20 protein-coding genes are annotated in these 22,434 nt (G+C 66.7%); 11 read left to right on the top strand and 9 right to left on the bottom strand.

Going from position 1 to position 22,434, the window contains the following annotated elements; genetic code table 11:
• Window positions 1–2 precede the first annotated feature (2 nt).
• Together gspE and gspD are read right to left on the bottom strand one after the other, a co-directional pair.
• Window positions 3–1,490, bottom strand: a complete 1,488-nt coding sequence (gene gspE, locus NP80_RS13350) for a type II secretion system ATPase GspE (protein WP_269756960.1) — start codon at window positions 1,488–1,490, stop codon at window positions 3–5.
• Window positions 1,491–1,495: 5 nt separating this feature from the next.
• Window positions 1,496–3,802 carry a type II secretion system secretin GspD gene (gene gspD / locus NP80_RS13355; RefSeq protein WP_006401509.1) on the bottom strand — a complete coding sequence of 769 codons (2,307 nt, stop codon included), beginning with the start codon at window positions 3,800–3,802 and terminating at the stop codon, window positions 1,496–1,498.
• A 377-nt stretch (window positions 3,803–4,179) separates the two neighbouring features.
• Between gspD and NP80_RS13360 the strand changes: the two genes are divergently transcribed.
• Window positions 4,180–4,626: a lytic transglycosylase domain-containing protein gene (locus NP80_RS13360; protein ID WP_006401507.1), complete on the top strand. Its 447-nt coding sequence runs from the start codon at window positions 4,180–4,182 to the stop codon at window positions 4,624–4,626.
• Window positions 4,627–4,789: 163 nt separating this feature from the next.
• The gene (locus tag NP80_RS13365) at window positions 4,790–6,091 is read left to right on the top strand and encodes a GTP-binding protein (protein ID WP_012212456.1); all 1,302 of its coding nucleotides are present in this window, start codon (window positions 4,790–4,792) and stop codon (window positions 6,089–6,091) included.
• Between the two features lie 115 nt (window positions 6,092–6,206).
• Here the strand turns inward: NP80_RS13365 and NP80_RS13370 are convergent, their stop codons facing one another.
• Window positions 6,207–6,485, bottom strand: a complete 279-nt coding sequence (locus NP80_RS13370; RefSeq protein WP_006401505.1) for an HU family DNA-binding protein — start codon at window positions 6,483–6,485, stop codon at window positions 6,207–6,209.
• A 389-nt stretch (window positions 6,486–6,874) separates the two neighbouring features.
• On the opposite strand from NP80_RS13370, the gene mnmC reads away from it, so the two are divergent.
• The 7 genes from mnmC (at window position 6,875) to NP80_RS13405 (ending at window position 15,785) form a co-directional block, all read left to right on the top strand.
• The gene (gene mnmC, locus NP80_RS13375; RefSeq protein ID WP_006408071.1) at window positions 6,875–8,848 is read left to right on the top strand and encodes a bifunctional tRNA (5-methylaminomethyl-2-thiouridine)(34)-methyltransferase MnmC2/FAD-dependent 5-carboxymethylaminomethyl-2-thiouridine(34) oxidoreductase MnmC1; all 1,974 of its coding nucleotides are present in this window, start codon (window positions 6,875–6,877) and stop codon (window positions 8,846–8,848) included.
• Between the two features lie 674 nt (window positions 8,849–9,522).
• Window positions 9,523–10,737 (top strand): cation:proton antiporter, encoded by a 1,215-nt coding sequence (locus tag NP80_RS13380; protein ID WP_006408072.1) that lies wholly within the window; start codon window positions 9,523–9,525, stop codon window positions 10,735–10,737.
• 16 nt (window positions 10,738–10,753) lie between these two features.
• Entirely contained in the window at window positions 10,754–11,869 is a 1,116-nt protein-coding gene (locus NP80_RS13385) for a YbdK family carboxylate-amine ligase (RefSeq protein ID WP_006408073.1), read from the top strand.
• A gap of 510 nt (window positions 11,870–12,379) precedes the next feature.
• Entirely contained in the window at window positions 12,380–13,018 is a 639-nt protein-coding gene (locus NP80_RS13390; RefSeq protein ID WP_006408074.1) for a MarR family winged helix-turn-helix transcriptional regulator, read from the top strand.
• Window positions 13,019–13,046: 28 nt separating this feature from the next.
• Window positions 13,047–13,757, top strand: a complete 711-nt coding sequence (locus NP80_RS13395; RefSeq protein ID WP_035489573.1) for a glutamine amidotransferase — start codon at window positions 13,047–13,049, stop codon at window positions 13,755–13,757.
• Window positions 13,758–13,933: 176 nt separating this feature from the next.
• Complete coding sequence (locus NP80_RS13400; RefSeq protein ID WP_006408076.1) at window positions 13,934–15,046, top strand: NADH:flavin oxidoreductase/NADH oxidase; 1,113 nt, start codon at window positions 13,934–13,936, stop codon at window positions 15,044–15,046.
• A 205-nt stretch (window positions 15,047–15,251) separates the two neighbouring features.
• A complete protein-coding gene (locus tag NP80_RS13405) occupies window positions 15,252–15,785 on the top strand; it encodes an SET domain-containing protein (RefSeq protein WP_006410299.1) in 534 nt (177 codons plus the stop codon).
• Between the two features lie 43 nt (window positions 15,786–15,828).
• On the opposite strand, the gene NP80_RS13410 is transcribed toward NP80_RS13405, so the two are convergent.
• Window positions 15,829–17,310, bottom strand: coding sequence for a sensor histidine kinase (locus NP80_RS13410; RefSeq protein WP_035489558.1), 1,482 nt, complete (start codon window positions 17,308–17,310; stop codon window positions 15,829–15,831).
• Window positions 17,311–17,428: 118 nt separating this feature from the next.
• The gene (locus tag NP80_RS13415) at window positions 17,429–18,121 is read right to left on the bottom strand and encodes a response regulator (protein ID WP_006401494.1); all 693 of its coding nucleotides are present in this window, start codon (window positions 18,119–18,121) and stop codon (window positions 17,429–17,431) included.
• A 123-nt stretch (window positions 18,122–18,244) separates the two neighbouring features.
• Here NP80_RS13415 and NP80_RS13420 point away from each other — a divergent pair, with 123 nt between their 5' ends.
• Window positions 18,245–18,475: a DUF3717 domain-containing protein gene (locus NP80_RS13420; RefSeq protein WP_006401493.1), complete on the top strand. Its 231-nt coding sequence runs from the start codon at window positions 18,245–18,247 to the stop codon at window positions 18,473–18,475.
• Window positions 18,476–18,583: 108 nt separating this feature from the next.
• On the opposite strand, the gene NP80_RS13425 is transcribed toward NP80_RS13420, so the two are convergent.
• Both NP80_RS13425 and phhA read right to left on the bottom strand, forming a co-directional pair.
• Window positions 18,584–18,892, bottom strand: a complete 309-nt coding sequence (locus tag NP80_RS13425) for a 4a-hydroxytetrahydrobiopterin dehydratase (protein WP_006408080.1) — start codon at window positions 18,890–18,892, stop codon at window positions 18,584–18,586.
• A 151-nt stretch (window positions 18,893–19,043) separates the two neighbouring features.
• The gene (phhA, locus tag NP80_RS13430) at window positions 19,044–19,937 is read right to left on the bottom strand and encodes a phenylalanine 4-monooxygenase (protein ID WP_006414047.1); all 894 of its coding nucleotides are present in this window, start codon (window positions 19,935–19,937) and stop codon (window positions 19,044–19,046) included.
• Between the two features lie 139 nt (window positions 19,938–20,076).
• Here phhA and NP80_RS13435 point away from each other — a divergent pair, with 139 nt between their 5' ends.
• Window positions 20,077–20,562, top strand: coding sequence for an Lrp/AsnC family transcriptional regulator (locus tag NP80_RS13435; protein WP_006408082.1), 486 nt, complete (start codon window positions 20,077–20,079; stop codon window positions 20,560–20,562).
• Between the two features lie 76 nt (window positions 20,563–20,638).
• Here NP80_RS13435 and NP80_RS13440 read toward each other — a convergent pair whose 3' ends face one another.
• Both NP80_RS13440 and NP80_RS13445 read right to left on the bottom strand, forming a co-directional pair.
• Window positions 20,639–21,172, bottom strand: coding sequence for a class IV adenylate cyclase (locus NP80_RS13440; RefSeq protein WP_006408083.1), 534 nt, complete (start codon window positions 21,170–21,172; stop codon window positions 20,639–20,641).
• A 136-nt stretch (window positions 21,173–21,308) separates the two neighbouring features.
• On the bottom strand, window positions 21,309–22,208 hold the full coding sequence (locus tag NP80_RS13445; protein ID WP_006401488.1) for a LysR family transcriptional regulator: 900 nt from the start codon (window positions 22,206–22,208) through the stop codon (window positions 21,309–21,311).
• Window positions 22,209–22,434: the final 226 nt, after the last annotated feature.

The following is a 22,434-nucleotide window of genomic DNA, read 5'->3' on the forward strand; positions in this document are numbered from 1 at the left end:
CGCTATGCGCCTCCCGTCACGCGCAGCACTTCCTCCAGCGACGTCGCGCCGGCCGCGAGCCAGCGCTCCGCGTCGTCGCGCAGCGTGCGCATGCCCTGCGCGCGGCCGGCCGCGAGAATCTCCGCGTCGGCCGCGTTGCGGTGAATCAGCGTGCGAATCGCATCGTCGACGATCAGCAGCTCGTACACGCCGCGCCGGCCCGTGTAGCCCGAATGCCCGCACTTGTCGCAGCCGACCGGATGCCACACGCTGCGGCCGTCCTCGTGCCGCTCTTCCTTGCAGACCGGACAAAGCTGGCGCACGAGCCGCTGCGCGAGCACGCCGAGCAGCGACGACGCGAGCAAATACGGCTCGACGCCCATGTCGGTCAGACGCGTGACGGCCGACGCCGCATCGTTCGTGTGCAGCGTCGCGAGTACGAGGTGGCCCGTGAGCGAGGCCTGCACCGCGATCTGCGCGGTTTCGAGGTCGCGGATTTCGCCGATCATGATCACGTCCGGGTCCTGACGCAGGATCGAGCGCAGCGCGCGCGCGAACGTCATCCCGATCCGCTCGTTGACCTGCGTCTGGCCGATGCCCGACAGGTCGTATTCGATCGGATCCTCGACGGTCATGATGTTGGTCGTCGCGGTTTCGAGCCGCGACATCGACGCGTACAGCGTCGTCGTCTTCCCGGAGCCGGTCGGCCCGGTCACGAGCACGATGCCGTGCGGACGCGAGATCAGCTTGTCGAACTGCACGAGCGTGTCGCGGCCCATCCCGAGCGCTTCGAGGTTCAGCCGCTGCGCGTCCTTCTCGAGCAGACGCAGCACCGCGCGTTCGCCGTGGCCGGTCGGCAGCGTCGACACGCGCACGTCGACCGGCCGGCCGCCGACGCGCAGCGTGATGCGGCCGTCCTGCGGCAGACGTTTTTCCGCGATGTCGAGCTGCGCCATGATCTTGATGCGCGAGATCAGCGCGCCGTGCAGCGCCTTCTTCGGCCGCACGACGTCGCGCAGCGTGCCGTCGACGCGAAAGCGCACGACCGACGCGTTCTCGAACGGTTCGATATGGATGTCCGACGCCTGTTCGCGCGCGGCCTGCGTGAGCAGCGCGTTGATCATCCGGATGATCGGCGCGTCGTCCTCCGATTCGAGTAGATCCTCGACTTCCGGGATGTCCTGCATCAGCCGCGACAGATCGACTTCGCCTTCCACCTCGCCGACGATCTGCGCGGCGCTGCCGTCCTGCCGCGCATACGCGTGGTTGATCGCCTGCGCGAGCTCGTCGGCCGGCACACGCTGCACGACGATCGAGCCGAAATTGCGTGCGATCTCGGCCAGCGCGGCGTCGTTCGTGCGATCGCTGATCCACACCTCGAGCGTGTCGTCGAGCTGGTGCGCGATCAGCACCTGGCCGTTCTTCGCGAAGCCGTACGGCAGCAGCCGCGCGGCGAGCGGCGAGGGCGGCTGCCGTTCGCCGGGCGCGCCGTCGTGGGCAGAGGACAGCAGGTCGCTCACTGCGACGCCCCCGGCGCGGTCAGCGGCTGCTGCGGCACCGTCTGCGCCGGCACGCCCTGCGACTGCGCGGGCGCCTGCTCGGCGGCCGGCGGCGCGATCTGGCGCTGCATCTGCTGGCGACGCATCTTGTCGAGATCGAACAGGTTGCCCGCGGCCGTGCCGCCCTGGCTCGGGCCGAGCGGCATCGGCGGCACGACGGGGTCGTCCTTGTCGCGGATCACGTTGTTGTCCGACTTGTACGCGCCCGTCACGCCCTGGATGTAGTCGTAGCGGTTCGAGGTGACGGCCTGCGCCGTATCGCGATCGGCGATGATCACCGGGCGCAGGAACACCATCAGGTTGGTCTTCTTGCGCTGCTTGCTTTCGGAGCGGAACAGCTGGCCGATCCACGGGATGTCGCCGAGCAGCGGCACCTTGCTGTTGGACACGTTGTACGCGTCCTGCATCAGGCCGCCGAGCACGATCACTTCGCCGTTGTCCGCGAGAATCGTCGACTGGATCGAGCGCTTCGTGAACGACGGGCCCGTCTGCGCGTTCGTCGTCGCGGTGTCGACCGCGGAATCTTCGGTGTAGAGCTGCAGCTTCAGGATCCCGCCGTCGGTGATCTGCGGCTTCACGTGCAGCGTCAGGCCGACGTCGCGGCGATCGTAGGTGTTGAACGCGTTGCTCGTCGTGCCGCTCGTCAGGTTCGAATACGAACCGGTCGGAATCGGCACGTTCTCGCCGACGACGATCTTCGCTTCCTCGTTGTCGAGCGTGATCAGGTTCGGCGTCGACAGCACGTTCGCGTCGCTGACGCCCGCGAAATACTGCAGCAGCGCGCCGAGGCCCTGCACGCCGAACATGTTGTGCAGCCAGCCGATGTTGAGGCCCTGGTTCAGGTTCGCGAGATTGGCGGGCAGCCCGACGCCGGTGGCGGTGCCCGTGCTGCTGTTCACCGAGCCCGTCGTCAGGTTGATGATGCTGTTGCCGGCGACGCTGCCGGCCGTCGCCGCGAGGTTCGTGCCGGCGAGCAGCGCGCCGCTCGCGACCTGCCACTGGATCCCGAGCTGGCCGGCCGTCGTCGAATTCAGTTCGACGATCAGCGCTTCGATATAGACCTGCGCGCGACGCTTGTCGAGCTGGTCGATCACCGCGCGCAGGTTCCGGTACACGGGATCGGACGCGGTGATGATCAGCGAGTTGGTCGCCGCATCGGCCTGGATCATCCCGCCCGGCTGGTTGTCGTCGTTCTTGTCCTTGTCGCCGCCGAGCAGCCCCGCGTTGCCGAGGCCGCCGCTGCCCGACGCGCCGCTGCCGTACGACGACGAAGACGTCCCGCCGAGCCCGCCGGACGGCAGCGGCGGCGTGCCGGCCGTGCCGGTCGAGAAGTTGCCGCTCGAGGACGAGCCGTTCTGGTTGAAGCTGTTCGCATCGTTCGACGACGCCGACGAGCCGGTGTCGTTGCCGCCCTTGCCGAGCATGCCGCGCAGCGTCTTCGCGAGCTTCACCGCATCGGCGTTGCGCAGCGGCACGACGTGCATGTTGCCGGGCACTGCGCTCGGCGCGTCGAGCTGCTGCACGAGCCGCTTCGCGGCCGCGAGCCGCGACGCATTCGAGGCGCGCAGCAGCAGCGAGTTGGTGCGCGGATCGGCCGTGACCGAGACCTTCAGCGTCGCGTCGCTGTTGCCGATCGCGCCGGGGTCGAGCATCTTCTGCAGCTGCGACGCGAGGTCGATCGCGTTCGCGTTGCGCAGCGGCACGACCTGCACCTGCGCGCCCGCCGCGCTGTCGACGCCCGCGATGATCTGCGCGATGCGGCGCACGTTGTCCGCATAGTCGGTAACGACGATCGAGTTGTTCGCCGGATACGCGGTCACGGTGTTGTTCGGCGAGATCAGCGGCCGCAGCACCGGCAGCAGGTTGTTCGCCGATTCGTTGTGCAGTTCGAACACCTGCGTGATGACCTGGTCGCCGCGTGCGCGCGGCACGTTGCCGACGTAGGTCGGCACGCCCTGCAGTTTCGCGTCGGCTTCGGGCACGACCTTCAGCACGCCGTGATCCTGTACGAGCGCGAAGCCCTGCATGCGCAGCGCGGACTGCAGCGTCTTCAGCGCCTGATCTTCGGGCACCGAGCGTTCGGCGACGAGGTTCAGCTGCCCCTTGACGCGCGGGTCGACGATGATGGTCTTGCCGGTGGCGGCGCCGATCGCCTTCGCGACCTGGTCGATATCCGCATTGACGAAATTGAGCGTGACCTGAGCGTAGGCAGCCTGCGAACCGATGATGCCGGCGATGATCAGCGTCGTGGCGACGCGCCGCATAACGAAGCGATTTCTTGTCATGGATGAATGGGGCGATGCCGGCTCAGGCCACTTCCGGCGGTAGTGCTGGGATCCAAATCCGAAAAAGGCGACATTAGCAGTTTTTCATGTCCGAAATATCACATTGATCCGAGGACTGTCTCACATACGACAGGCGCCCGGCGGCCCGTATGCGATATGTAAGGTCGCACGCGCACCGCGTCGGCTGTCGCCGGCCGGCGATCCGGAGAGGCCTCGGGCCGGCACGCGATAGCCGTCATGCCGGGCTGTCGCACAGTCACGAACTGCCGGTATGATACGGGCGGCGCGTTTCTCGTCGCACGAATGACGGGCACGGGTTTTCCCGACCCCGCGCATTTTCTTTCCGCTTTCGCCCCATGAAAAGACGGTTCGCTTCGCTCGTGTGGATCGCCGCCGGCGCGTGGTTCGCCAGCGCGAACGCGCACGCCGATTGTTTCGACGAGGCTGCCCGCTACCAGAAGGTCAATCCGCTGATCCTGCGTGCGATCGCCTGGCAGGAGTCGCGCAACCGCCCGAGCGCACTGAACAAGAACACGAACGGGTCCGTCGATTACGGGCTCATGCAGATCAATTCGGTCCATCTGTCGACGCTGTCGCGCTACGGCATCGATCGCGACACGCTGATGGAGCCGTGCAAGAACGTCTATATCGCCGCGTGGCATCTGCGGCAGAAAATGAACCGCTACGGCAACACGTGGCAGGCCGTCGGCGCCTATCATTCGGAAACGCCGGCACTGCGCGACAAGTACGCGCGGCAGATCGCGGCGATCCTCGCGCAGTGGAAGCTGCTGCCGCCGCAATAGCGGTGCGCCGCACGCGGGGCCGATCGCGCCCCGGCCGTCGCGCGCGCGTTTGATGCACAATGCGGGCTTACGCTGCGGCTTCGCGCGTGCGAACGGCCCGGCCGCTCGTGCCGCGCAGCGGCGCCGCGGCCGCTTTTTCACTTTTCCGTTGGTGCGTACCGCAATGAAACAGCCGTTGCCCGTCACCGTGCTGTCCGGCTTCCTCGGCGCCGGCAAGACCACGCTGCTCAACCATATCCTCGCGAACCGCGCGGGCCTGAAAGTCGCCGTGATCGTCAACGACCTCGCGGCGGTCAACATCGACGCGTCGATCGTGCGCGACGCGCAGGCGCTGTCGCATGTCGAGGAACGGCTCGTCGAGATGTCGAACGGCTGCATCTGCTGCACGCTGCGCGACGATCTGCTCGTCGAGATCCGCCAGCTCGCGGCGGAAGGCCGCTTCGACGCGATCGTGATCGAATCGACCGGTATCGCGGAGCCGATGCCGATCGCCGAGACCTTCACGTTCGTCGACGACGACGGCACGTCGCTCGGCGACACCGCACGGCTCGACACGCTCGTCACGGTCGTCGACGCATTCAATTTCCTGCGCGACTACGGCTCGGACGATGCACTCGCGACGCGCGGCATCGCCGCCTCCGAAGACGACGATCGCACGCTCGTCGAGCTGCTGATCGAGCAGATCGAATTCTGCGACGTGCTCGTGATCAACAAGGCCGACCTCGTCAGCGCGGACGAACTCGCGCGGCTGCAGCACATTCTCGCGCGGCTCAATCCGCGCGCGCATCAGGTCGTGTCGACGTTCGGCAACGTGCCGCTCGACGCGGTGCTGAACACCGGCCGCTTCGATTTCGACGAAGCGGCGAATGCGCCCGGCTGGCTCGCGTCGCTCGATCGCGATCATGCGTACTGCGACGATCCCGACTGCGACGCGCATCATCATGCGCACGTGCACGGCGAAGCGGACGAATTCGGCATCGCGAATTTCGTTTACCGCGCGCGCCGGCCGTTTCATCCGGCGCGACTCTGGGCGCTGCTCCATCAGCAATGGCCGGGCGTGCTGCGCAGCAAGGGCTTCTTCTGGCTCGCGACGCGCAACGACATCGCCGGCTCGCTGTCGCAGGCGGGCGGCGTGTGCCGGCACGGTCCGGCGGGGCTCTGGTGGGCCGCGCAGGATCGCGCGGAATGGCCGGACGACGACGAACTGCTCGCCGAAATTCGCACTGAATGGGAAGGCGATTTCGACGACCGCTCGATCGGCGATCGCCGTCAGGAACTCGTGCTGATCGGCATCGCGCTCGACGCCGACGCATGGCGCGCGAAGCTCGACGCCTGCCTGCTGACCGATGCGGAATTCGCGCTCGGCGCGGCCGGATGGGCCGCGTTCGACGACCCGTTCCCCGCATGGGACGTCGACGCGCACGACGACGAAGACCCCGGCGACGCGCAGATCGTGCGCCCGTAACAGCGATCGACGAACCGTAAAATCTTGTAAAGGTGTGACGGACTGTGGCAAAAATGCCGCGCGCGCCCAACAAAAAACCCGCCGAAAGGCGGGTTTTTTTCGAACAGGCGCTGGATTAACGCTTGTTGACGGCGTCCTTGAACGCCTTGCCAGCCGTGAACTTGACCGTCTTGGCTGCCGGGATCTTGATGGTTTCGCCCGTCTTCGGGTTGCGGCCCGTACGTGCTGCGCGCTTGCCCGAACCGAAGCTGCCGAAGCCGATCAGCTGAACCGCATCACCCTTCGACACGGCTTTCTTGATGACTTCGAGCAGCGTGTCCAGCGTTTCGCCGGTTTGAGCCTTGCTGGCGCCCGTTTGGGCGGCGACGGCGTCGATCAGTTCCTGTTTGTTCATTAAGGTTCCTTTTTCAGGTTAGGTTGACACGAACAGCGCGAACGCGCCGATTATACGTGCGCGAACCGTGCCGTCGAGAGTCAGACTCTGACGGCACAGCGCCGAATCCTGGCCCGCGCGACGCGCCTACCGGCTACGCCGGCGGCCACCCCGCGGTACGGCGTTGCTATGATAGCGCAGCGCAAACCCAATAACGACAAGGGTTTCAAAGATTTTCATCGGTATTTCGCCGAATCGATCGTCGATTGCCCGTTTTTTGACCAGCGCCAACCGGACAGGATACGCAGCCCGCTGTGCGCCTGCGTCGCGCCGTTGGATTTTGCCAACGGCCGATCGGCACGTGCGCCGCAATCCCTTGCCAGGCTTGGCTGTCACGATTTTTGTTTCGCATGCCCGACCGACTCGTCCCTGCCACGCTCGCGTTCCGCGACGACGGCACCCTCGTCTCGCCCGCGTACGGCGACATCTATCACAGTGCCGCGGGCGCGATCGCGCAGGCCAACCACGTGTTCGTCGCGGGCAACGGGCTGCCCGCGCGCTGGCAGCAGCGCCGCACGTTTACGATCGTCGAGACGGGCTTCGGCACTGGCTGCAACTTCCTCGCCACGTGGGCCGCGTGGCGCGACGATCCCGCACGCTGCGAGCGTCTCCATTTCGTGTCGGTCGAAAAACATCCGTTCTCGCGCGAAGACCTGCGTCGCGCCGCTGCGCATATCGTTGCGAACACAACGATCTCGGCGAACGTCGATGAGCTCGCCGATGCATGGCCGCCGCTCGTGCCGGGCCTGCATCGACTCGAATTCGACGCAGGCCGCGTCGTGCTCACGCTCGTGTTCGGCGATGCGCTCGAGCGGCTGCCGACACTCGTCGCACGCGCCGATGCGTTTTATCTCGACGGCTTTGCGCCGTCGAAGAACGCGGATCTCTGGTCGATCGACGTGTTTCGCGCGCTTGCGCGCATGGCCGACGAGCGCGCGACGTTCGCGACGTATTCGAGTTCCGGCGTCGTGAAACGCGCGCTCGACGAAGCGGGTTTCGCGTATCGCAAGGTCGACGGTTTCGCCGGCAAGCGCGCGATGCTGGTCGGCGAATATGCGCCGCGTTGGCGCATGCGCCGGCACGAACCGCCGCGCGCATGGCCGAACGCCTCCGCGCGCCGTGCGCTCGTGATCGGCGCCGGCGTCGCCGGCTGTGCGGTGGTCGAGCGGCTCGCCGCGCGCGGCTGGAACGTGACGCTGATCGAACGGCACGAACGAATCGCGAGCGAAGCGTCCGGCAATCCGGCCGGCGTGTTCCATCCGCTGATGACGCGCGACGACAACGTCGCGAGCCGTCTTACGCGCGCCGGTTTTCTCTACGCGGTCGCGCGCTGGCGAGCACTCGAAAAGGGCGGTCACGCGTTTGCGCGCAGCACGCGCGGCATGGTTCATCTCGCCGAATCGGCGGACGACTTCGCGCGCATGCGCGATGCATTCGATGCGCTCGGCGCACCGTCCGACTACGCGAAGCTGCTCGACACGGACGCCGCGCGCGCCTATCTGGATCTGCCGGTCGCGCATGGCGGGCTGCTGTTTCCGCACGGCGGCGCGGTGTGGCCGGCCGCACTGGCCGACGCGCAATGCGCGGCCGCCGGTGATCGCGTGCAACGGCTGACGCGCACCGAAGTCGCGCGGCTCGAACGAAACGGCGACGAGTGGCATGCGCTCGACGCGCACGGACGCACGCTCGCGCAGGCGCCGGTCGTCGTACTCGCGAATGCCGGCGATGCGGTGCGGCTTGCCGGGCTGCGGCACGTCGCGCTGCAACCCGTGCGCGGGCAGCTGACGCTGCTGCCGGCAGGCAGCGCATCGCCGCTGCCGTGCCCGGCGATCGGCGACGGCTACGCAGTGCCGCTCGACGACGGCACGCTGCTGATCGGTGCGACGTTCGAACCGGACGACGTGGATCCGGCGATACGCGTGGCCGGCCATGCGGAAAACCTCGAGCGCGTGCGGCGCCTGCTGCCGGGACTGATCGACGACGTGCCCGCGCTCGACACGCTGCGCGGCCGCGTCGCGTTCCGCTGGGTCGCCGGCGACCGGCTGCCGCTGATCGGCCCGCTCGCCGACGAAGCGCAGGCGGTCGCCAACGCCCGCGCGCTGAGCGGTGCCAAAGCCCGCGACCTGCCACGCATGCCGGGGCTCTACGGCGCATTCGGCTACGGCTCGCGCGGTCTCGTCTGGGCCGCGCTCGGCGCCGAGCTCATCGCCTCGCAGCTCGACGGCGAGCCCTGGCCGATCGAGCGCGAACTCGCAGAAGCGGTCGATCCCGCCCGTTTCCTGATCCGCGCATTGCGCGCACGCCAGGTGAGCGCCGCCGACTGATCCGGCGCACCGTTTCCTCACAGTTTCCCGATTTTCCCGCGCAAAGTTATCCACGCGATGCTGTGGATAACCGCGCGAAATCCATGCTCGGTTCGTGTGCAATCACAGTGGACGTAAACGGGGTAACTCGGCAGGTCGCGCACTGGGTCCAAAAGTTGCTCATCTCAAACTACTGTGCACGAACACGCTGTGCAACCGGTTATGTTTTCAACAAGCCGTTGATCCGGCAGCGTAAACGGAGGTTATCCACAGAACTGCGAGCACCTTGTTAACTTCTACTACGTATATATACAGATAAACCTTTTAAACCAAAGACCTGTGCTCCGCACAGCGTTTCGGGTTCGATCGAATGGGTTCCAGAGTGAAAAAGCTGTGGCACAATCGGTTTCCTTCGCGTTCGTCCGGCCAGGCGCCGGACATGCTTCAACGGAACGGTCCGCACAGTTTCGAATCTGAGTCTTCGAGGCAGCGCAGTCCGTTCACACATCAGGCCGACAATCCAGATCGGCAGACCTGAGCGACATATCCGCCGAATGGCGGTACAGGCGGACCCCATGTCCCGCCGTCGTGAACCACAACAATCACATTCGGGGCGATACCCAGCCGGCGCGCACTCATTCCTGACGCTTGACCCCGCGTCGCTGGCGGTTGCTTCCAAAGGAGAAGTCACCACGATGAAGTCGGCGTTCTCATTTCTGCCCAACTGGCCGCTTACGCCGGATGCCGTGTTCTGGGCCGGGCTCGCGCTGTTCGCGGCCGGGCTGTGCGGCGAGCTCTGCTATCGCGCGTGGCGGCTGCCGCGCATTACCGGTTATGCGGTGATCGGTCTCATCGCCGGTTCGTTCGGTTTCGGCGTGATCGATTCGAGCACGGACGAAACGTCGCGGCTGTTGATCAACGTCGCACTCGGGCTGCTGCTGTTCGAACTCGGCAGCCGCCTCGACCTGCGGTGGATCCGCCGCAATCCGTGGCTCATTGCGTCCAGCCTCGCCGAAGCGACGCTGACGTTCGTGCTCGTGCTGTTCGTGATGCTTGCGCTCGGCGTGTCGGGCATGGTCGCGCTCGTGCTGTCGGCGATCGCGATCGCGACGTCGCCGTCGATGGTGATCCAGCTGAAGACCGAGCTCCGCGCGGAAGGGCAGGTGTCGCAGCGGCTGATCACGCTGACCGCGCTGAACAGCGTCTACGCAATCGTGCTGACCAAGCTCGTCACGAGCTGGCTGCATCAGGAAGCGTACGGCAACGTGTTCGCCACGATCCTGCAGCCTGTCTATCTGCTCGTCGGTTCGTTCATCGTCGCGTATCTGGTCGCGCGTTCGTGCAATTACCTGTTCCGCCACATGACATCGACGATGCGCGACGAGCATTCGTTCGTCGCGCTGTTCGGCCTCGTCATGCTCGCGATCGCGGTCGCGCAGGCGCTAAAGCTGTCGACGCTGCTCACGCTGCTGCTCGCGGGGATCATCGTCAAAAACCTCGAAGCGCGCCCCCAGCTGTGGCCCGAGCATTTCGGCACGGCCGGCTGGCTGCTCACGGTCGTGCTGTTCGTGCTCACGCTCACCTCGTTCACATGGGGCGACATCGCGCTCGGCGGCCTGTTCGCGATCGTGCTGATCGTCACGCGGCTCGTCGCGAAACTCGGCGGCGTCGTCGCGTTCGCGAAGCCGAGCGGGATCGGGATGAAGCAGGGCGTCGCGCTCGGCATCGCGCTGACGCCGATGTCCGCGCTGAGCTACCTGCTCGTCGACGATACCTACCAGCTCTACCCGAACTTCGATCCGCATCTGCGCGCGATCGTGATGTGCACGATCGTGATCCTGCAGCTCGTCAGCCCGTTCGTCGTCTACCGATGCTTGTCGGCGGTCGGCGAGCGCAGCGACGGCAACTGATTCCGGAACTCCTGCCATGGCACTCGAAACCTTCGTCAATTCCGAGCCGTTCACGTTCGGCGTCGAACTCGAAATCCAGGTCGTCAACACGCACAACTACGACCTCACCAAGGCCGCATCGGACCTGATGCGGCTGATCCAGGGCGAGTCCTTTCCGGGCAACATCACGCCGGAAATCACCGAGAGCATGATCGAGCTGTCGACCGGCATCTGCCATACGCACGAGCAGGCGCTCGGCGAGCTGCACGCGATCCGCGACGTGCTCGTGAAGGCGGCCGACCAGCTCAACGTCGGGCTGGCCGGCGGCGGTACGCACGCGTTCCAGCAATGGAGCGACCGGCAGATCTACGACGCGCCGCGCTTCCAGTATCTGTCCGAGCTGTACGGCTATCTCGCGAAGCAGTTCACGGTGTTCGGCCAGCACGTGCACATCGGCTGCCCCGATCCGGACAGCGCGCTGTTCCTGCTGCATTCGATGTCGCGCTTCATTCCGCACTTCATCGCGCTGTCGGCGTCGTCGCCGTTCGTGCAGAACGTCGACACCGGCTTCCATTCCGCGCGGCTCAATTCGGTGTTCGCGTTTCCGCTGTCGGGCCGCGCGCCGTTCGCGCTCACGTGGCACGACTTCGAGGAATACTTCACGAAGATGGTGAACACGGGCGTCGTGAACTCGATGAAGGATTTCTACTGGGACATCCGCCCGAAGCCCGGCTATGGAACGATCGAAGTGCGCGTGATGGATACGCCGCTGTCGGTCGATCGCGCCGCTGCGATCGCGTGCTACATCCAGACGCTCGCGCGCTATCTGCTGCTCGATCGTCCGCTGACGCTCACCGAGGACGACTATCTCGTCTACACGTTCAACCGTTTCGAAGCGTGCCGCTTCGGGCTCGAAGGCACGTGCGTGAATCCTCAGACCGGCGAGCGCCGCACGATCGCCGAAGACATCCTCGACACGCTCGACCGGATCGCGCCGCATGCGGCCGAGCTCGGCTCGCGCGCGGCGCTCGACGAGATCGGCGCGCTCGCGAAAGCGCGCGTGAACGACGCATCGTGGCTGCGAACCGTCTTCAAGCAGGAAAAATCGCTGAACGAAACCGTTCGCCAGCAGTGCCTGCGTTGGCGCGAATGAAAAAATGTTTTGCAGTTTGCGGACTCGACTGCGTCGCGATTCGCTGAATGCGAACCGGCGCGCGTCGAGCCGGCAACTGTTGCCGGTTCTGCCGCCATGCTGTGGATAACCGGATATTCCGCTGCAAAGTCAAAGGTCTGTGGAATGGATAACCCGGTGGATCGCCGTACCTCGCGCGATCGCCGGCGCGCGCCGCTCGATGGCCGCGCGACACGTGCCACCGGCACGCCGCATTGGCCGCACAATGAAAAAACGCAGTTATCCCGTGATTTTCCACAGTGCGAAGGGGATAACTTAGCTGTGCGATTTTCCGCTCTCGCTTAGAATGTCGGCTTTGCGGACACCGGAAGCACCGCGCGTCTTACCGGTCGCCGCGGACGCGACCGCCGCGTGTGCCTCGCGACGGCCGTGCCGGACGGATTCGACGATCCGGTCCGCCCCTGAGACAGAGATTCGATCTCCACACTACGGCCGCTCGGCAAGTCCGGGCGGCGGCAAAGCGAAAAGACTATGAGCGAAGGCGTTTACGGGAATCAGGCTGCGGGACGTGTGACCCACAGCCTGCTGCGGTTGAGTACGGCCATGCGGAGCGAGGCATGGGATTGGGCGGAAGGCGCCGGCCTCACGCCGACGCAGGGCGAAATCCTCGTGCTGCTGTTGCAACGCAAGGGCCCGATGCGGCTCGGCGAAATCGCGCGCGAGACGCAGCTCACCGCGGCTACCACGAGCGATGCGGTCAGCACGCTCGAGATGAAGGGGCTCGTCGAGAAGCGCCGCGCGCTCGACGACGGCCGCGCGCTTGCCGTGCGCCTGTCGGCACGCGGCCGCACGGCCGCGAAGAAGGCGCTGCAATGGCCGGAATTCCTGACGAAGGCGGTCGGCAAGCTCGGTGCGGACGAGCAGGGCGCGTTGTACCGCGCGCTGCTGAAGACGCTGCGCGAGCTGCAGGTCGCCGGCGCGACGCCGCCGCAGCGCATGTGCCTCACGTGCGTGCATTTCCAGCCGTCGAAGCCGTCGAAGAAGGCCGTGCATCACTGCGCATCGTTCGGTACGCCGCTCGCGGACGGCGATCTGCGTCTCGACTGTTCGATGCACGAAGAAGCCGACGTGGCCACGCAGAAAAAGACCTGGAAGATTTTCGCAGGCTGACGTCCGTCGATCGACCGGGAGGCCGATGATGAACGCTGAAGTCGTGGCGATCCGCCACGTGCATTTCGAGGATCTCGGCAGTTTCGAGCAGGTGCTCGGCGAGCGCGGCCGGCGTGTGCGCTACGTCGACGTCGGCTCGTCCCGCGTCGAGGTGCTCGATGCGCTCGAACCGTCGCTGCTCGTCGTGCTCGGCGGCCCGCTCAGCGTCTACGACGACGCGCAGTATCCGACGATCGCGCCGCTCGCGGCGCTCGTGAAGCAGCGGATCGATGCCACGCTGCCGATTCTCGGCATCTGCCTCGGTGCACAGTTCATCGCCCGCGCGCTCGGCGCGCGCGTCTATCCGGCCGCGCAGGTCGAACTCGGCTGGTCGCCGCTGACGCTGACCGACGCCGGCCGCGCATCGCCGCTGCGTCATCTCGACGGCGCGACGACGTCGATGCTCCACTGGCACGGCGATACGTTCGATCTGCCGGGCGGTGCGATTCATCTCGCCTCGACGCCGGCCTGCCGGCATCAGGCGTTCTCGTGGGGCCAGCATGTGCTCGCGCTGCAATGCCATCCGGAGATCCGTGCGGATCGCTTCGAACCCTGGCTGATCGCGAACGCGGGCGAGATCGCATCGACGCCCGGTATCGACGCGCGACAGCTGCGCGACGATACCGCGCAGCACGGGCCGACGCTCGAAATCGCGGCGCGCACGATGTTCGGCGAATGGCTCGACAGCGTCGGGCTCTGAGCGGCACGGTGCCGCTCGCGCCGCTGCAGCGATCGCATGCTGACCGTCGGGCCCGCAAGCGGCGCGCCGGTCGTCCCCTGTTCCTGACCAATCGCTTACTGCCGTTGCCGCCGTCTGCAGGCTTCGGTCGTGCGTGCTACGCTCGTGCGCTCTTCCATTTCTCGAGAGCGGCCACCATGACTGCGCTGTTTTCACCGTTCACGCTGCGCGGCGTGACCCTACCGAACCGGATCGTGATTTCGCCGATGTGCCAGTATTCCGCGGAGCGCGGCGAAGCGACCGACTGGCACATGATTCACCTCGGCCATCTCGCGCTGTCCGGCGCGGCGCTGCTTTGCATCGAGGCGACCGCGGTCGAACCCGACGGCCGCATCACGCACGGCGACCTCGGCCTCTGGGACGACGCGACCGAAGCGGCGCTGAAGCCCGTCCTCGCCGCGATCCGCCGCTACTCGCCGATTCGCGTCGCGATGCAGCTGTCGCATGCGGGACGCAAGGCGTCGAGCGAGGTGCCGTGGAAAGGCGGGCAACTGGTGCCCGTCGCCGATGGCGGCTGGCTGCCGCACGCGCCGTCGGCCGTTCCGCACAAGGACGGCGAGACGCCGCCGCTCGCGCTCGACGCGGCCGGGCTGAACCGCGTCCGCGAGGCATTCGCTGCGTCCGCGAAACGTGCGGCGCGGCTCGGCATCGACGCGATCGAGGTGCATGCGGCGCACGGCTATCTGCTGCATCAGTTCCTGTCGCCGCTCGCGAACCGGCGCACCGACGAATACGGCGGCTCGCGCGAAAACCGGATGCGCTTCCCGCTCGAGATCTTCGACATCGTGCGTGCCGCGTTTCCGGAGGATCGGCCGGTCGGCGTGCGCGTGTCCGCCACCGACTGGGTCGAAGGCGGCTGGGAGCTCGAGGACACGATCGCGTTCGCGCACGAACTGAAGCGCCGCGGCTGCGACTGGATCGACGTGTCGTCGGGCGGCGTATCGCCGTTGCAGAAGATTCCGCTGTCGCCCGGCTATCAGGTGCCGTTCGCGCAGGCCGTGAAGCGCGCGGTCGACATGCCGACGATCGCGGTCGGCCTCATCAACGAGCCCGCGCATGCGAACCGGTTGATCGAAGCGGGCGATGCGGACTTCGTCGCGATGGCGCGTGCGATGCTGTACGACCCGCGCTGGCCGTGGCACGCGGCTGCCGAACTCGGCGCGCAGGTGTCGGCGCCGCCGCAGTACTGGCGCTCGCAGCCGCGCGAATACAAGGCGCTGTTCGGCGACATCGCATTCGGCCAGCGCTGAGCGACACGCGGCATCGCAAGCGATGTTGAACGAAGCAATCGCGAACGTGTAGGATGCGGGTGATTCGCCGCATGCCCCGACGCGGCACCGACCGGTGCCGCGTTTTCGTTTCCGGCCCGACCGATGCCGGCGGCCGTGCAGCGGCGACGTCGGGCCGCGATCGCGGCTGTCTTCCATTCAAGTCGTCTTCACGAGGATTCGTTCGATGAGTTCACGCAGGATCGCGGTGCGCCGCTCGGGAGTACACGGCAAGGGCGTATTCGCCGTGGCGCCGATCAAGGCCGGCGAGCGCGTAGTGGAATACAAGGGCGAGCGAATTTCGTGGAAGGAAGCGCTGCGCCGCCATCCGCACGATCCGAACGAACCGAACCACACGTTCTATTTCGCGCTCGAAGAGGGCGGCGTGATCGACGGCAAGGTCAACGGCAACAGCGCGCGCTGGATCAACCATTCGTGCGCGCCGAACTGCGAAGCGGAAGAAGTCGGCGGGCGCGTGTATATCCACGCGCTGCGCGACATCGAGCCGGAAGAAGAGCTGTTCTACGACTACGGTCTCGTGATCGACGCGAAGCTGACGAAAAAGCTGAAGCGCGAATATGCATGCCACTGCGGCACCGATGCGTGCCGCGGCACGCTGCTCGCCACGTCGGACGAGAGCGGCAAGAAGAAAAAGAAGAAGGACGGCAAGTCCGACGCGTCCGCGAAGGACAAGTCGAAGGACAAGAAAAAGAAGAAGTAGGCAAGTGCGCGGCGCCTGCATGCGCCGCGCCTGCATCGGTCGCTCAGTGCGTCGGTGCGGCGGCCGGCGTCGCGCTGACCGGCTTCGCCGCGCGTGCCGCGAGCGGCACCTTCACGACGAAGCGCGAACCGCCTTCCGGTGCATCCTCGTAGGACACCGTGCCGCCGTGCATCGCCACGATGTCGTGGACGATCGCGAGACCGAGCCCCGCTCCCGTTTCGACGCCGTTGCCGTTGTGCGCATCGCCGCGGAAGAAGCGCTTGAACAGGTCGGCCTGCTGGTTCGCCGGCACGCCGGGGCCGTTGTCCTCGACGACGATTTCCGCGGCCGGCTGGCCGTCGTCGAGCGTGCCGCGCGCGACGTTCACCGTGATCCGCGCGCCGCTCGGCCGGGCGAGCGGTACATATTTCAGCGCGTTGTCGAGCAGGTTCGCGATCACTTCACGCAGCAGCACCGGATTGCCGCGCACCGGCAGCGTCTCGTCCTCGCCGGGATCGTCGCTGCGCTGGAAGCCGAGATCGACATGCGCGGCGAGCGCGCGCGGCACCCATTCGGCACCGGTCTCGAATGCCATCGCCGCGAGGTCGACATCGACGAAGCGTGCGGCCTGTTCGCCGGGCTCCGCGCGCGCGAGCGACAGCAGCTGATTCGAGAGCCGCACCGCGCGGTCGGCCGCCGCGCGCAGCTCGCGCAACGCGGCATACGTCTGCTGCGTATCGCGCGCGACCGCGGCCTGCTCCGCGTGCAGTTTCACGGCCGTGAGCGGTGTGCGTAGCTGGTGTGCGGCGTCGGCGATGAACTTGCGCTGCGCGTCGAGGGCGGTCTTCAGGCGGCCGAGCAGCGCGTTCATCGCGCTCGTCAGCGGCCGGATTTCGAGCGGCACGTCGGTTTCGTCGACCGGCTCGAGCGACGTATGCGTCTGCCGGTTCAGCGAATCGGCGAGATGCGTGAGCGGGCCGAGCTGCTGGTTGACGACGCGCCACACGATCCCCCAGCCCGCGAGCAGCAGCAGCAGCAGCGGCATCATGATCGCGACGAGGAATTCCGCCGCGATGCGGTAGCGGTGCCGCACCGGCTGCGCGACTTCGACGACCATCGGCTTGCCGCCTTCGACGTTGTCGACGCGCACCTGCGCCACGCGTACCGCGCGGTTGTCGTATTCCGCTTCGAACACGTATGCATGATGCATGCGCCGCACGTTGATGCCCTGCAGCGGCAGCTTCGGATCGCCGGCGAGTTCCTGCTCGCCGTCGCTGATCCGGTAGATCAGCGCTTCGGCCGGATCGGAGAACATCGCCTGCGCGAGCGGCGGCACCGTAAACGGCGCGTCGGGGCCGGCGATCTGGATCTGTTTCGAGATGGCGGTCGCGAGATCGGCGAGCGAGCGGTCGATCACGTGCTGCGTGTATTGCCACGCGAGCCAGTACGCAATCAGGCCGCTCATCAGCGCGAGCATCGACAGCGGCGCGGCGAGGCGCCGCAGCAGCGAGCGGCGCAGGCTGGTCACAGCCGGATCAGAAGACATGTCGACGGGCAAATGAATGAGCGCCGCTCACGCGGAGCGGCGCGGTCGTGCGCCGGACGGCGACGCCGCGCGGCGAGCCGGCCGCCGACGCACGACGCGCCGGCGACGGCGGTGCCGCTCAGACGCTGGCCGTCTGGCGGATTTCCTGCAGCAGGTAGCCGAAGCCGCGCACGGTCACGATTTCGACGCGGCACTGTTCGAGTTTCTTGCGCACGCGGTGCACGTAGACTTCGATCGCGGTGTCGCCGAGATCGCCGCCGAAGTGCGTGAGGTGATCCTGCAGCTGCGCCTTGCTGACGACACGGCCGTGACGCAGCAGCAGCATTTCGAGCACCGCGAATTCGCGCGGCGACAGTTCGAGCGGCTTGTCGTCGTTGAAGATGCGGCGATCGACGCCCGACAGGCGGACGCCGCCGAGCGACACTTCCGGACGCGGCATGTCGCTGTGCGGGCCGCTGCGGCGCATCACCGCGCGGATCCGCGCTTCGAGCTCGGCCGGTTCGAACGGCTTCAGCATGTAGTCGTCGGCGCCGGAATTCAGGCCCTGGATGCGGTCGTTCAGTTCGTCGCGCGCGGTCAGCACGATGACGGGCGTGTGGCGGTTGGTCTGGCGAAAGCGCGTGAGCAGCGTCATTCCGTCGATGCCCGGCAGGCCGAGGTCGAGGATTACGAGTTCGTGGCGGTTTTGTGCCAGCGCCTGTTCGGCAAAGATGCCGTCGTGCACCATGTCGACGGTGAAGCCAGCCTGTTCGAGGCTGCTCTGGATACCGCGTGCGATGGGGCGGTCGTCTTCGATCAGAAGGAGTCGCATGAAGTTCGCTCAAGTACAATGGGTTGGCGGTTCAGGCACGCGGACAGCACGACGCCGTTTCCACAGGGCCGCCGCATCGCGTGACAATCAAGCATGGCGGCCAGCGCACGATGACAACCAATCATGTCCGATATTTCGATCCACGATCTCGAAGCCGCGATCAATTTCTGGCGCGCCCGCTCGCCGTCGAGCGGCGACGAACTCAAACTCTGCGAAGAGGCCAGCGCGCTCTCCAAGCCGTATGCGCTGCTGATTGTACAGCGCGAAAGCGCGCTGCAACTGGAAGGTTTGGACCCCAAGGCGCGGAAAGCGTACGAGACTTACGTGCGCCTTAAGGACGGCTTGGAAAGCTGAAGGCTTTCGCTGAGTACATCCTAGAAAACGTTCATGCAAATGAAAAGTTGACGCGCCGCGCGCCGAAAAAGCGCGCGGCGCGTTCGCTCGTGGTCGGGCCGCGCGCGCTCAGCTCGCCGGACGCGCCTGTGCGGCGACCGCGTCGATGAAGAGGGCCAGTTCGATGTCGCGTTGGGTGAGACCGTCGGCGTCGTGTGTCGACAGCGTCACGTCGACGCGGTTGTAGACGTTGAACCATTCCGGATGATGATTCATTTCCTGTGCCTTGATTGCAACGCGCGTCATGAAGCCGAACGCTTCGTTGAAATCGGCGAAGCGCAGGCTGCGCTGGATCGCATCGCGGCCCGGCACCGCCGACCACTGCGGCAGGCGTTCGAGTCGCGTCTTGCGTTCTTCTGATGTGAGCTTGTGGACCATGTTGCACCTCGTTCGGTAACGGCGCTCGCGCGCGGCATGCGCCGCGCGGCGGGGCCTGCACCGGTCATTCTTTCATAGTTGCGCGCCGCGCGTCGGCACGTGCGGCATGCGGCATGCGGTGTGCGGTGTGCGGGATGTGGCGTCCGTCACATTACGCGTCGGCGTCGTCGGGCCAGCCTTCGCCGGTGCCGCGATGCAGCACGCGGTCGGTATCGAGCACCGCGCCGGCGTCGAACTCCGGCAGTCCCGCGAGGCGCGCGGCAAGCGCGCGGCCGTCGAGCTCCGCCAGCGCGAACAGCTGCGCGAAGTCGTCGATCACGAAGTAGGTCTTCTGGAACGTATCGATCCGGTAACGCGTGCGCATCACGCGCTCGAGATCGAAGCCGAGCCGGTTCGGCGCCGCGCTTTCGACGCTGTACAGGCTCTCGCCCTTGCTCGACACGATGCCGGCGCCGTAGATCGATAGCCCGCCGGGGCCGCGCCCGTCGCGGATCAGTCCGAATTCGACCGTATACCAGTAGAGCCGCGCGAGGCGCGCGAGCGCCGCTTCGTCGTCCGCGACCGCGAGCGCGATGCGGCCGTATGCCTGCATGTAGTCGGCAAAAACGGGCTCGATCAGCAGCGGCACGTGGCCGAACAGGTCGTGGAAGCAGTCGGGCTCCTGCAGGTAGTCGAGCTGATCGGGGCGACGCATCCACCAGGTAACCGGAAAGCGCCGGTTCGCGAGGTGTTCGAAGAACACGCGATCGGGCACGAGGCCCGGTACCGCGACGATCTGCCAGCCCGTTGCGGGCATCAGCTGACGGTTCACGTCCGCGAACGACGGCACGCGATCGGCCGGCAGGTCGATCTTGCCGAGCCCGGCGACGAACGCGTCGCATGCGCGCCCGCGCAGCAGCGCCGACTGGCGCGCATAGAGCTGCTGCCACACCGCGTGGTCGACGCGGCCGTAACGCTGCAGCGGCTGGTCGATGGTGAAATCGGCGCGGGTTTCGAGGCCCGCATCGAACTGCTCCTGCAGTTTCGCGGTGACGACGGTGGACATGAGACGCTCGGCATGCTGGGGTTTCGGATGCATGCAAGTGTAGAGCGGGGTACGCGCGGGTTGGGCGCAAAATTGGCGCATATTCGAGATGTAATGCGATAATCGCGCATTGAATTGTCGAATCATGCGGAGAATGGACATGCTGGAACTCGATCACTTCGATCTCGCACTGCTGGACGTGCTGCAGCGCTTCGGCCGCGCGACGCATCAGCAGCTCGGCGAGGAAGTGCCGCTATCGCCGTCGCAGATCGGCCGCCGGCTGCAGCGGCTGGAGGCCGCCGGCGTGATCGAGGGGTATCGCGTGATGCTGCGGCCCGAAAAACTCGGGCTCGGCGTGACCGCGTTCACGAGCCTGAAGCTCAAGCATCACGGCGATTCGATCATCGAGCAGTTCCAGCAGCAGATCGACGTGTTGCCCGAAGTGCTCGAATGTCACGCGGTGGTCGGCGATGCCGACTATCTGCTGCGGATCGTCGCGCCGGATCTGAACGCGCTGTCGCAGTTCGTGATGAAGAAGCTGATGCGTGTGCCGGGCGTCGACAGCGTGCGTTCGAACATCGTGCTGACGACGTTCAAGCGCAACGGCGCGCTGCCGCTCGCGCATCTGGCGCCCGGCGCGGCCTGACGGGCGCGCGGCGTCCGCAGACGCCGCGCGTTTGTACCGCGCGTGCGCATGCCGCGCATAGGCACGCCGCGCACGATCACACGGCCGTTTCGCGCTCGGCCGCGTTCAGCAGGTCGACATAGGCGAGCGCGACGAGATCGTCATGCGCGACGCCGAGCTTCGCGAACACGTCGTGCGCTTCCGCTTCGCCGCCTGCTTCGTCGTCGTCGGGGCCGAGCACGACTTCGAGCTCGATGAAGTCGCCGAGGCCGTCGACGCGATCGAGGTGAATGCGCGTGCGGCCGGCCAGATACACGTGACGCTCCTTCGTGACGATGCCGCGCGTCGTCAGCGCGGTCGCGAGCAGTGCGTGCATCGCGTCCGGGTTCGTCACCGGGCTGCGCGTGTAGTACGACGCCTTCGGGCCGTCTCGATCGTCGCGCTGGTAGAAGATCAGCTCGGCCGGCGTGCCGTCGTCGAAGCGGCGCAGCTTGAGCCGGCCGCGCGGCACGTCGTAGAAGAAATCCTGCTGGCGGTAGAACAGCGGCGCTTCGGTCGCCAGGGCGGCCGCGCGTTCGCGCAGACGGTCGAATTCGCGGGCACGGGCTTTGATCTCGATGTTGCGGGCCATGCGGACCTCCTTCGGTCGACGACGATGTACGGATGTGCGAACGCACAATCTAGCAAAAAGGCTGCGACGGCGACGTGAAGCCCGCCGCGCCGAATCGCAGCGTGCGGCGCGCGGCGGCCCGCATCATCAATGGCGCTCATATTGCCCACTGCGCTTCGATCAGCCTGAGCGCGGCCGCGATCGCCGGTTCGTCGCGTCGCTCGGCGAGCGTGACGAAGGTCAGCTCGGTCGGCACCGTCACGCGCTCGACGATCGTCAGCGCATGCGCGTGCGCTTCGGCGAGCGCGATCGCGTCGCGCGCGAGCGTCAGACCGATCCCCGATTTCACGAGGTCGAGCATCGACTGCTCCTGATCGACTTCGGCGACCTTCAGCGGCTGCACGCCGGCCTGCGCGAAGCGCCGCGACAGCAGTCGGTTGTGCGCCGACGCGGGCGGCGTCCAGATCCACGGCAGCGCGGCGAGCGCGCGCCAGTCGTGCGCGCGCTGCACGCGTTCCTTCCAGCCGGCCGGCGCGAGCACGCGGTACTGGAAATGCGTGAGCGTGACCGTATGGAACGGCGCACCGTCGCGCGGATCGTCGTCGCCGGGCCGGCCGATGTAGTAGCCGACATCGAGCGCCTGCGCGCGCACCTGGTCGAGCACCCAGCCCGACATCCCGTGCCGCAGCGCGGTCTCGATTTGCGGGTGGGTTTCGACGAGCGCGCGCAGAAAGCCGCCGAGCCGCAGAAATCCCGGATCGAGAATCGTGCCGATCCGCAGCCGGCCGCGCACCTCGTGGCGCAGCGCGGCTGCCGCGCGCTCGACGTCGGCGGCCGCCGCGAGCGCGCGTTCCGCGTGCGGCAGCAGCGTCTGGCCGTCGCGCGTGAGCGCGAGCCCGCGCGACGTGCGCGTGAACAGCGCGACGCCGAGCGTCTCCTGCAGATGCTTGATCTGCAGGCTCACAGCGGGCTGCGTCAGATGCAGCTGCGCGGCCGCGCGCGTCAGATTGCCTTCGCGGGCGACCGTCGCGAACGCGCGTAGCAGGGTGAGATCCATCGTCGTGATATGAGCGCCGCTTATAACGCAGTTGAGCATAACTCATTGGATCGGCGGGCGGCGCCGGGAGTACGCTTCATCGGTCGCGTCCCGCGACGCGTGACGGGCGCGAACGGCGCGAAGGCGATCGCGGCGTCGCGCCGTAGGTCGACGTGCAGCACGCCATGCACTGCAGGCGCCGCCGGCGGCGCGGACGCACTATGCTGAAAACGACGCGCGGAATCGC

Origin of the sequence: Burkholderia multivorans ATCC BAA-247 (assembly GCF_000959525.1) — a bacterium.
Lineage (GTDB): Bacteria > Pseudomonadota > Gammaproteobacteria > Burkholderiales > Burkholderiaceae > Burkholderia > Burkholderia multivorans.

What these genes read in the sequence shown, in the direction of transcription:
- gspD (WP_006401509.1), bottom strand. Translation starts at nt 3,802, where the DNA reads ATGCGGCGCGTCGCCACGACGCTGATCATCGCCGGCATCATCGGTTCG.
- NP80_RS13360 (WP_006401507.1), top strand. Translation starts at nt 4,180, where the DNA reads ATGAAAAGACGGTTCGCTTCGCTCGTGTGGATCGCCGCCGGCGCGTGG.
- NP80_RS13365 (WP_012212456.1), top strand. Translation starts at nt 4,790, where the DNA reads ATGAAACAGCCGTTGCCCGTCACCGTGCTGTCCGGCTTCCTCGGCGCC.
- NP80_RS13370 (WP_006401505.1), bottom strand. Translation starts at nt 6,485, where the DNA reads ATGAACAAACAGGAACTGATCGACGCCGTCGCCGCCCAAACGGGCGCC.
- mnmC (WP_006408071.1), top strand. Translation starts at nt 6,875, where the DNA reads ATGCCCGACCGACTCGTCCCTGCCACGCTCGCGTTCCGCGACGACGGC.
- NP80_RS13380 (WP_006408072.1), top strand. Translation starts at nt 9,523, where the DNA reads ATGAAGTCGGCGTTCTCATTTCTGCCCAACTGGCCGCTTACGCCGGAT.
- NP80_RS13385 (WP_006408073.1), top strand. Translation starts at nt 10,754, where the DNA reads ATGGCACTCGAAACCTTCGTCAATTCCGAGCCGTTCACGTTCGGCGTC.
- NP80_RS13390 (WP_006408074.1), top strand. Translation starts at nt 12,380, where the DNA reads ATGAGCGAAGGCGTTTACGGGAATCAGGCTGCGGGACGTGTGACCCAC.
- NP80_RS13395 (WP_035489573.1), top strand. Translation starts at nt 13,047, where the DNA reads ATGAACGCTGAAGTCGTGGCGATCCGCCACGTGCATTTCGAGGATCTC.
- NP80_RS13400 (WP_006408076.1), top strand. Translation starts at nt 13,934, where the DNA reads ATGACTGCGCTGTTTTCACCGTTCACGCTGCGCGGCGTGACCCTACCG.
- NP80_RS13405 (WP_006410299.1), top strand. Translation starts at nt 15,252, where the DNA reads ATGAGTTCACGCAGGATCGCGGTGCGCCGCTCGGGAGTACACGGCAAG.
- NP80_RS13410 (WP_035489558.1), bottom strand. Translation starts at nt 17,310, where the DNA reads ATGTCTTCTGATCCGGCTGTGACCAGCCTGCGCCGCTCGCTGCTGCGG.
- NP80_RS13415 (WP_006401494.1), bottom strand. Translation starts at nt 18,121, where the DNA reads ATGCGACTCCTTCTGATCGAAGACGACCGCCCCATCGCACGCGGTATC.
- NP80_RS13420 (WP_006401493.1), top strand. Translation starts at nt 18,245, where the DNA reads ATGTCCGATATTTCGATCCACGATCTCGAAGCCGCGATCAATTTCTGG.
- NP80_RS13425 (WP_006408080.1), bottom strand. Translation starts at nt 18,892, where the DNA reads ATGGTCCACAAGCTCACATCAGAAGAACGCAAGACGCGACTCGAACGC.
- phhA (WP_006414047.1), bottom strand. Translation starts at nt 19,937, where the DNA reads ATGTCCACCGTCGTCACCGCGAAACTGCAGGAGCAGTTCGATGCGGGC.
- NP80_RS13435 (WP_006408082.1), top strand. Translation starts at nt 20,077, where the DNA reads ATGCTGGAACTCGATCACTTCGATCTCGCACTGCTGGACGTGCTGCAG.
- NP80_RS13440 (WP_006408083.1), bottom strand. Translation starts at nt 21,172, where the DNA reads ATGGCCCGCAACATCGAGATCAAAGCCCGTGCCCGCGAATTCGACCGT.
- NP80_RS13445 (WP_006401488.1), bottom strand. Translation starts at nt 22,208, where the DNA reads ATGGATCTCACCCTGCTACGCGCGTTCGCGACGGTCGCCCGCGAAGGC.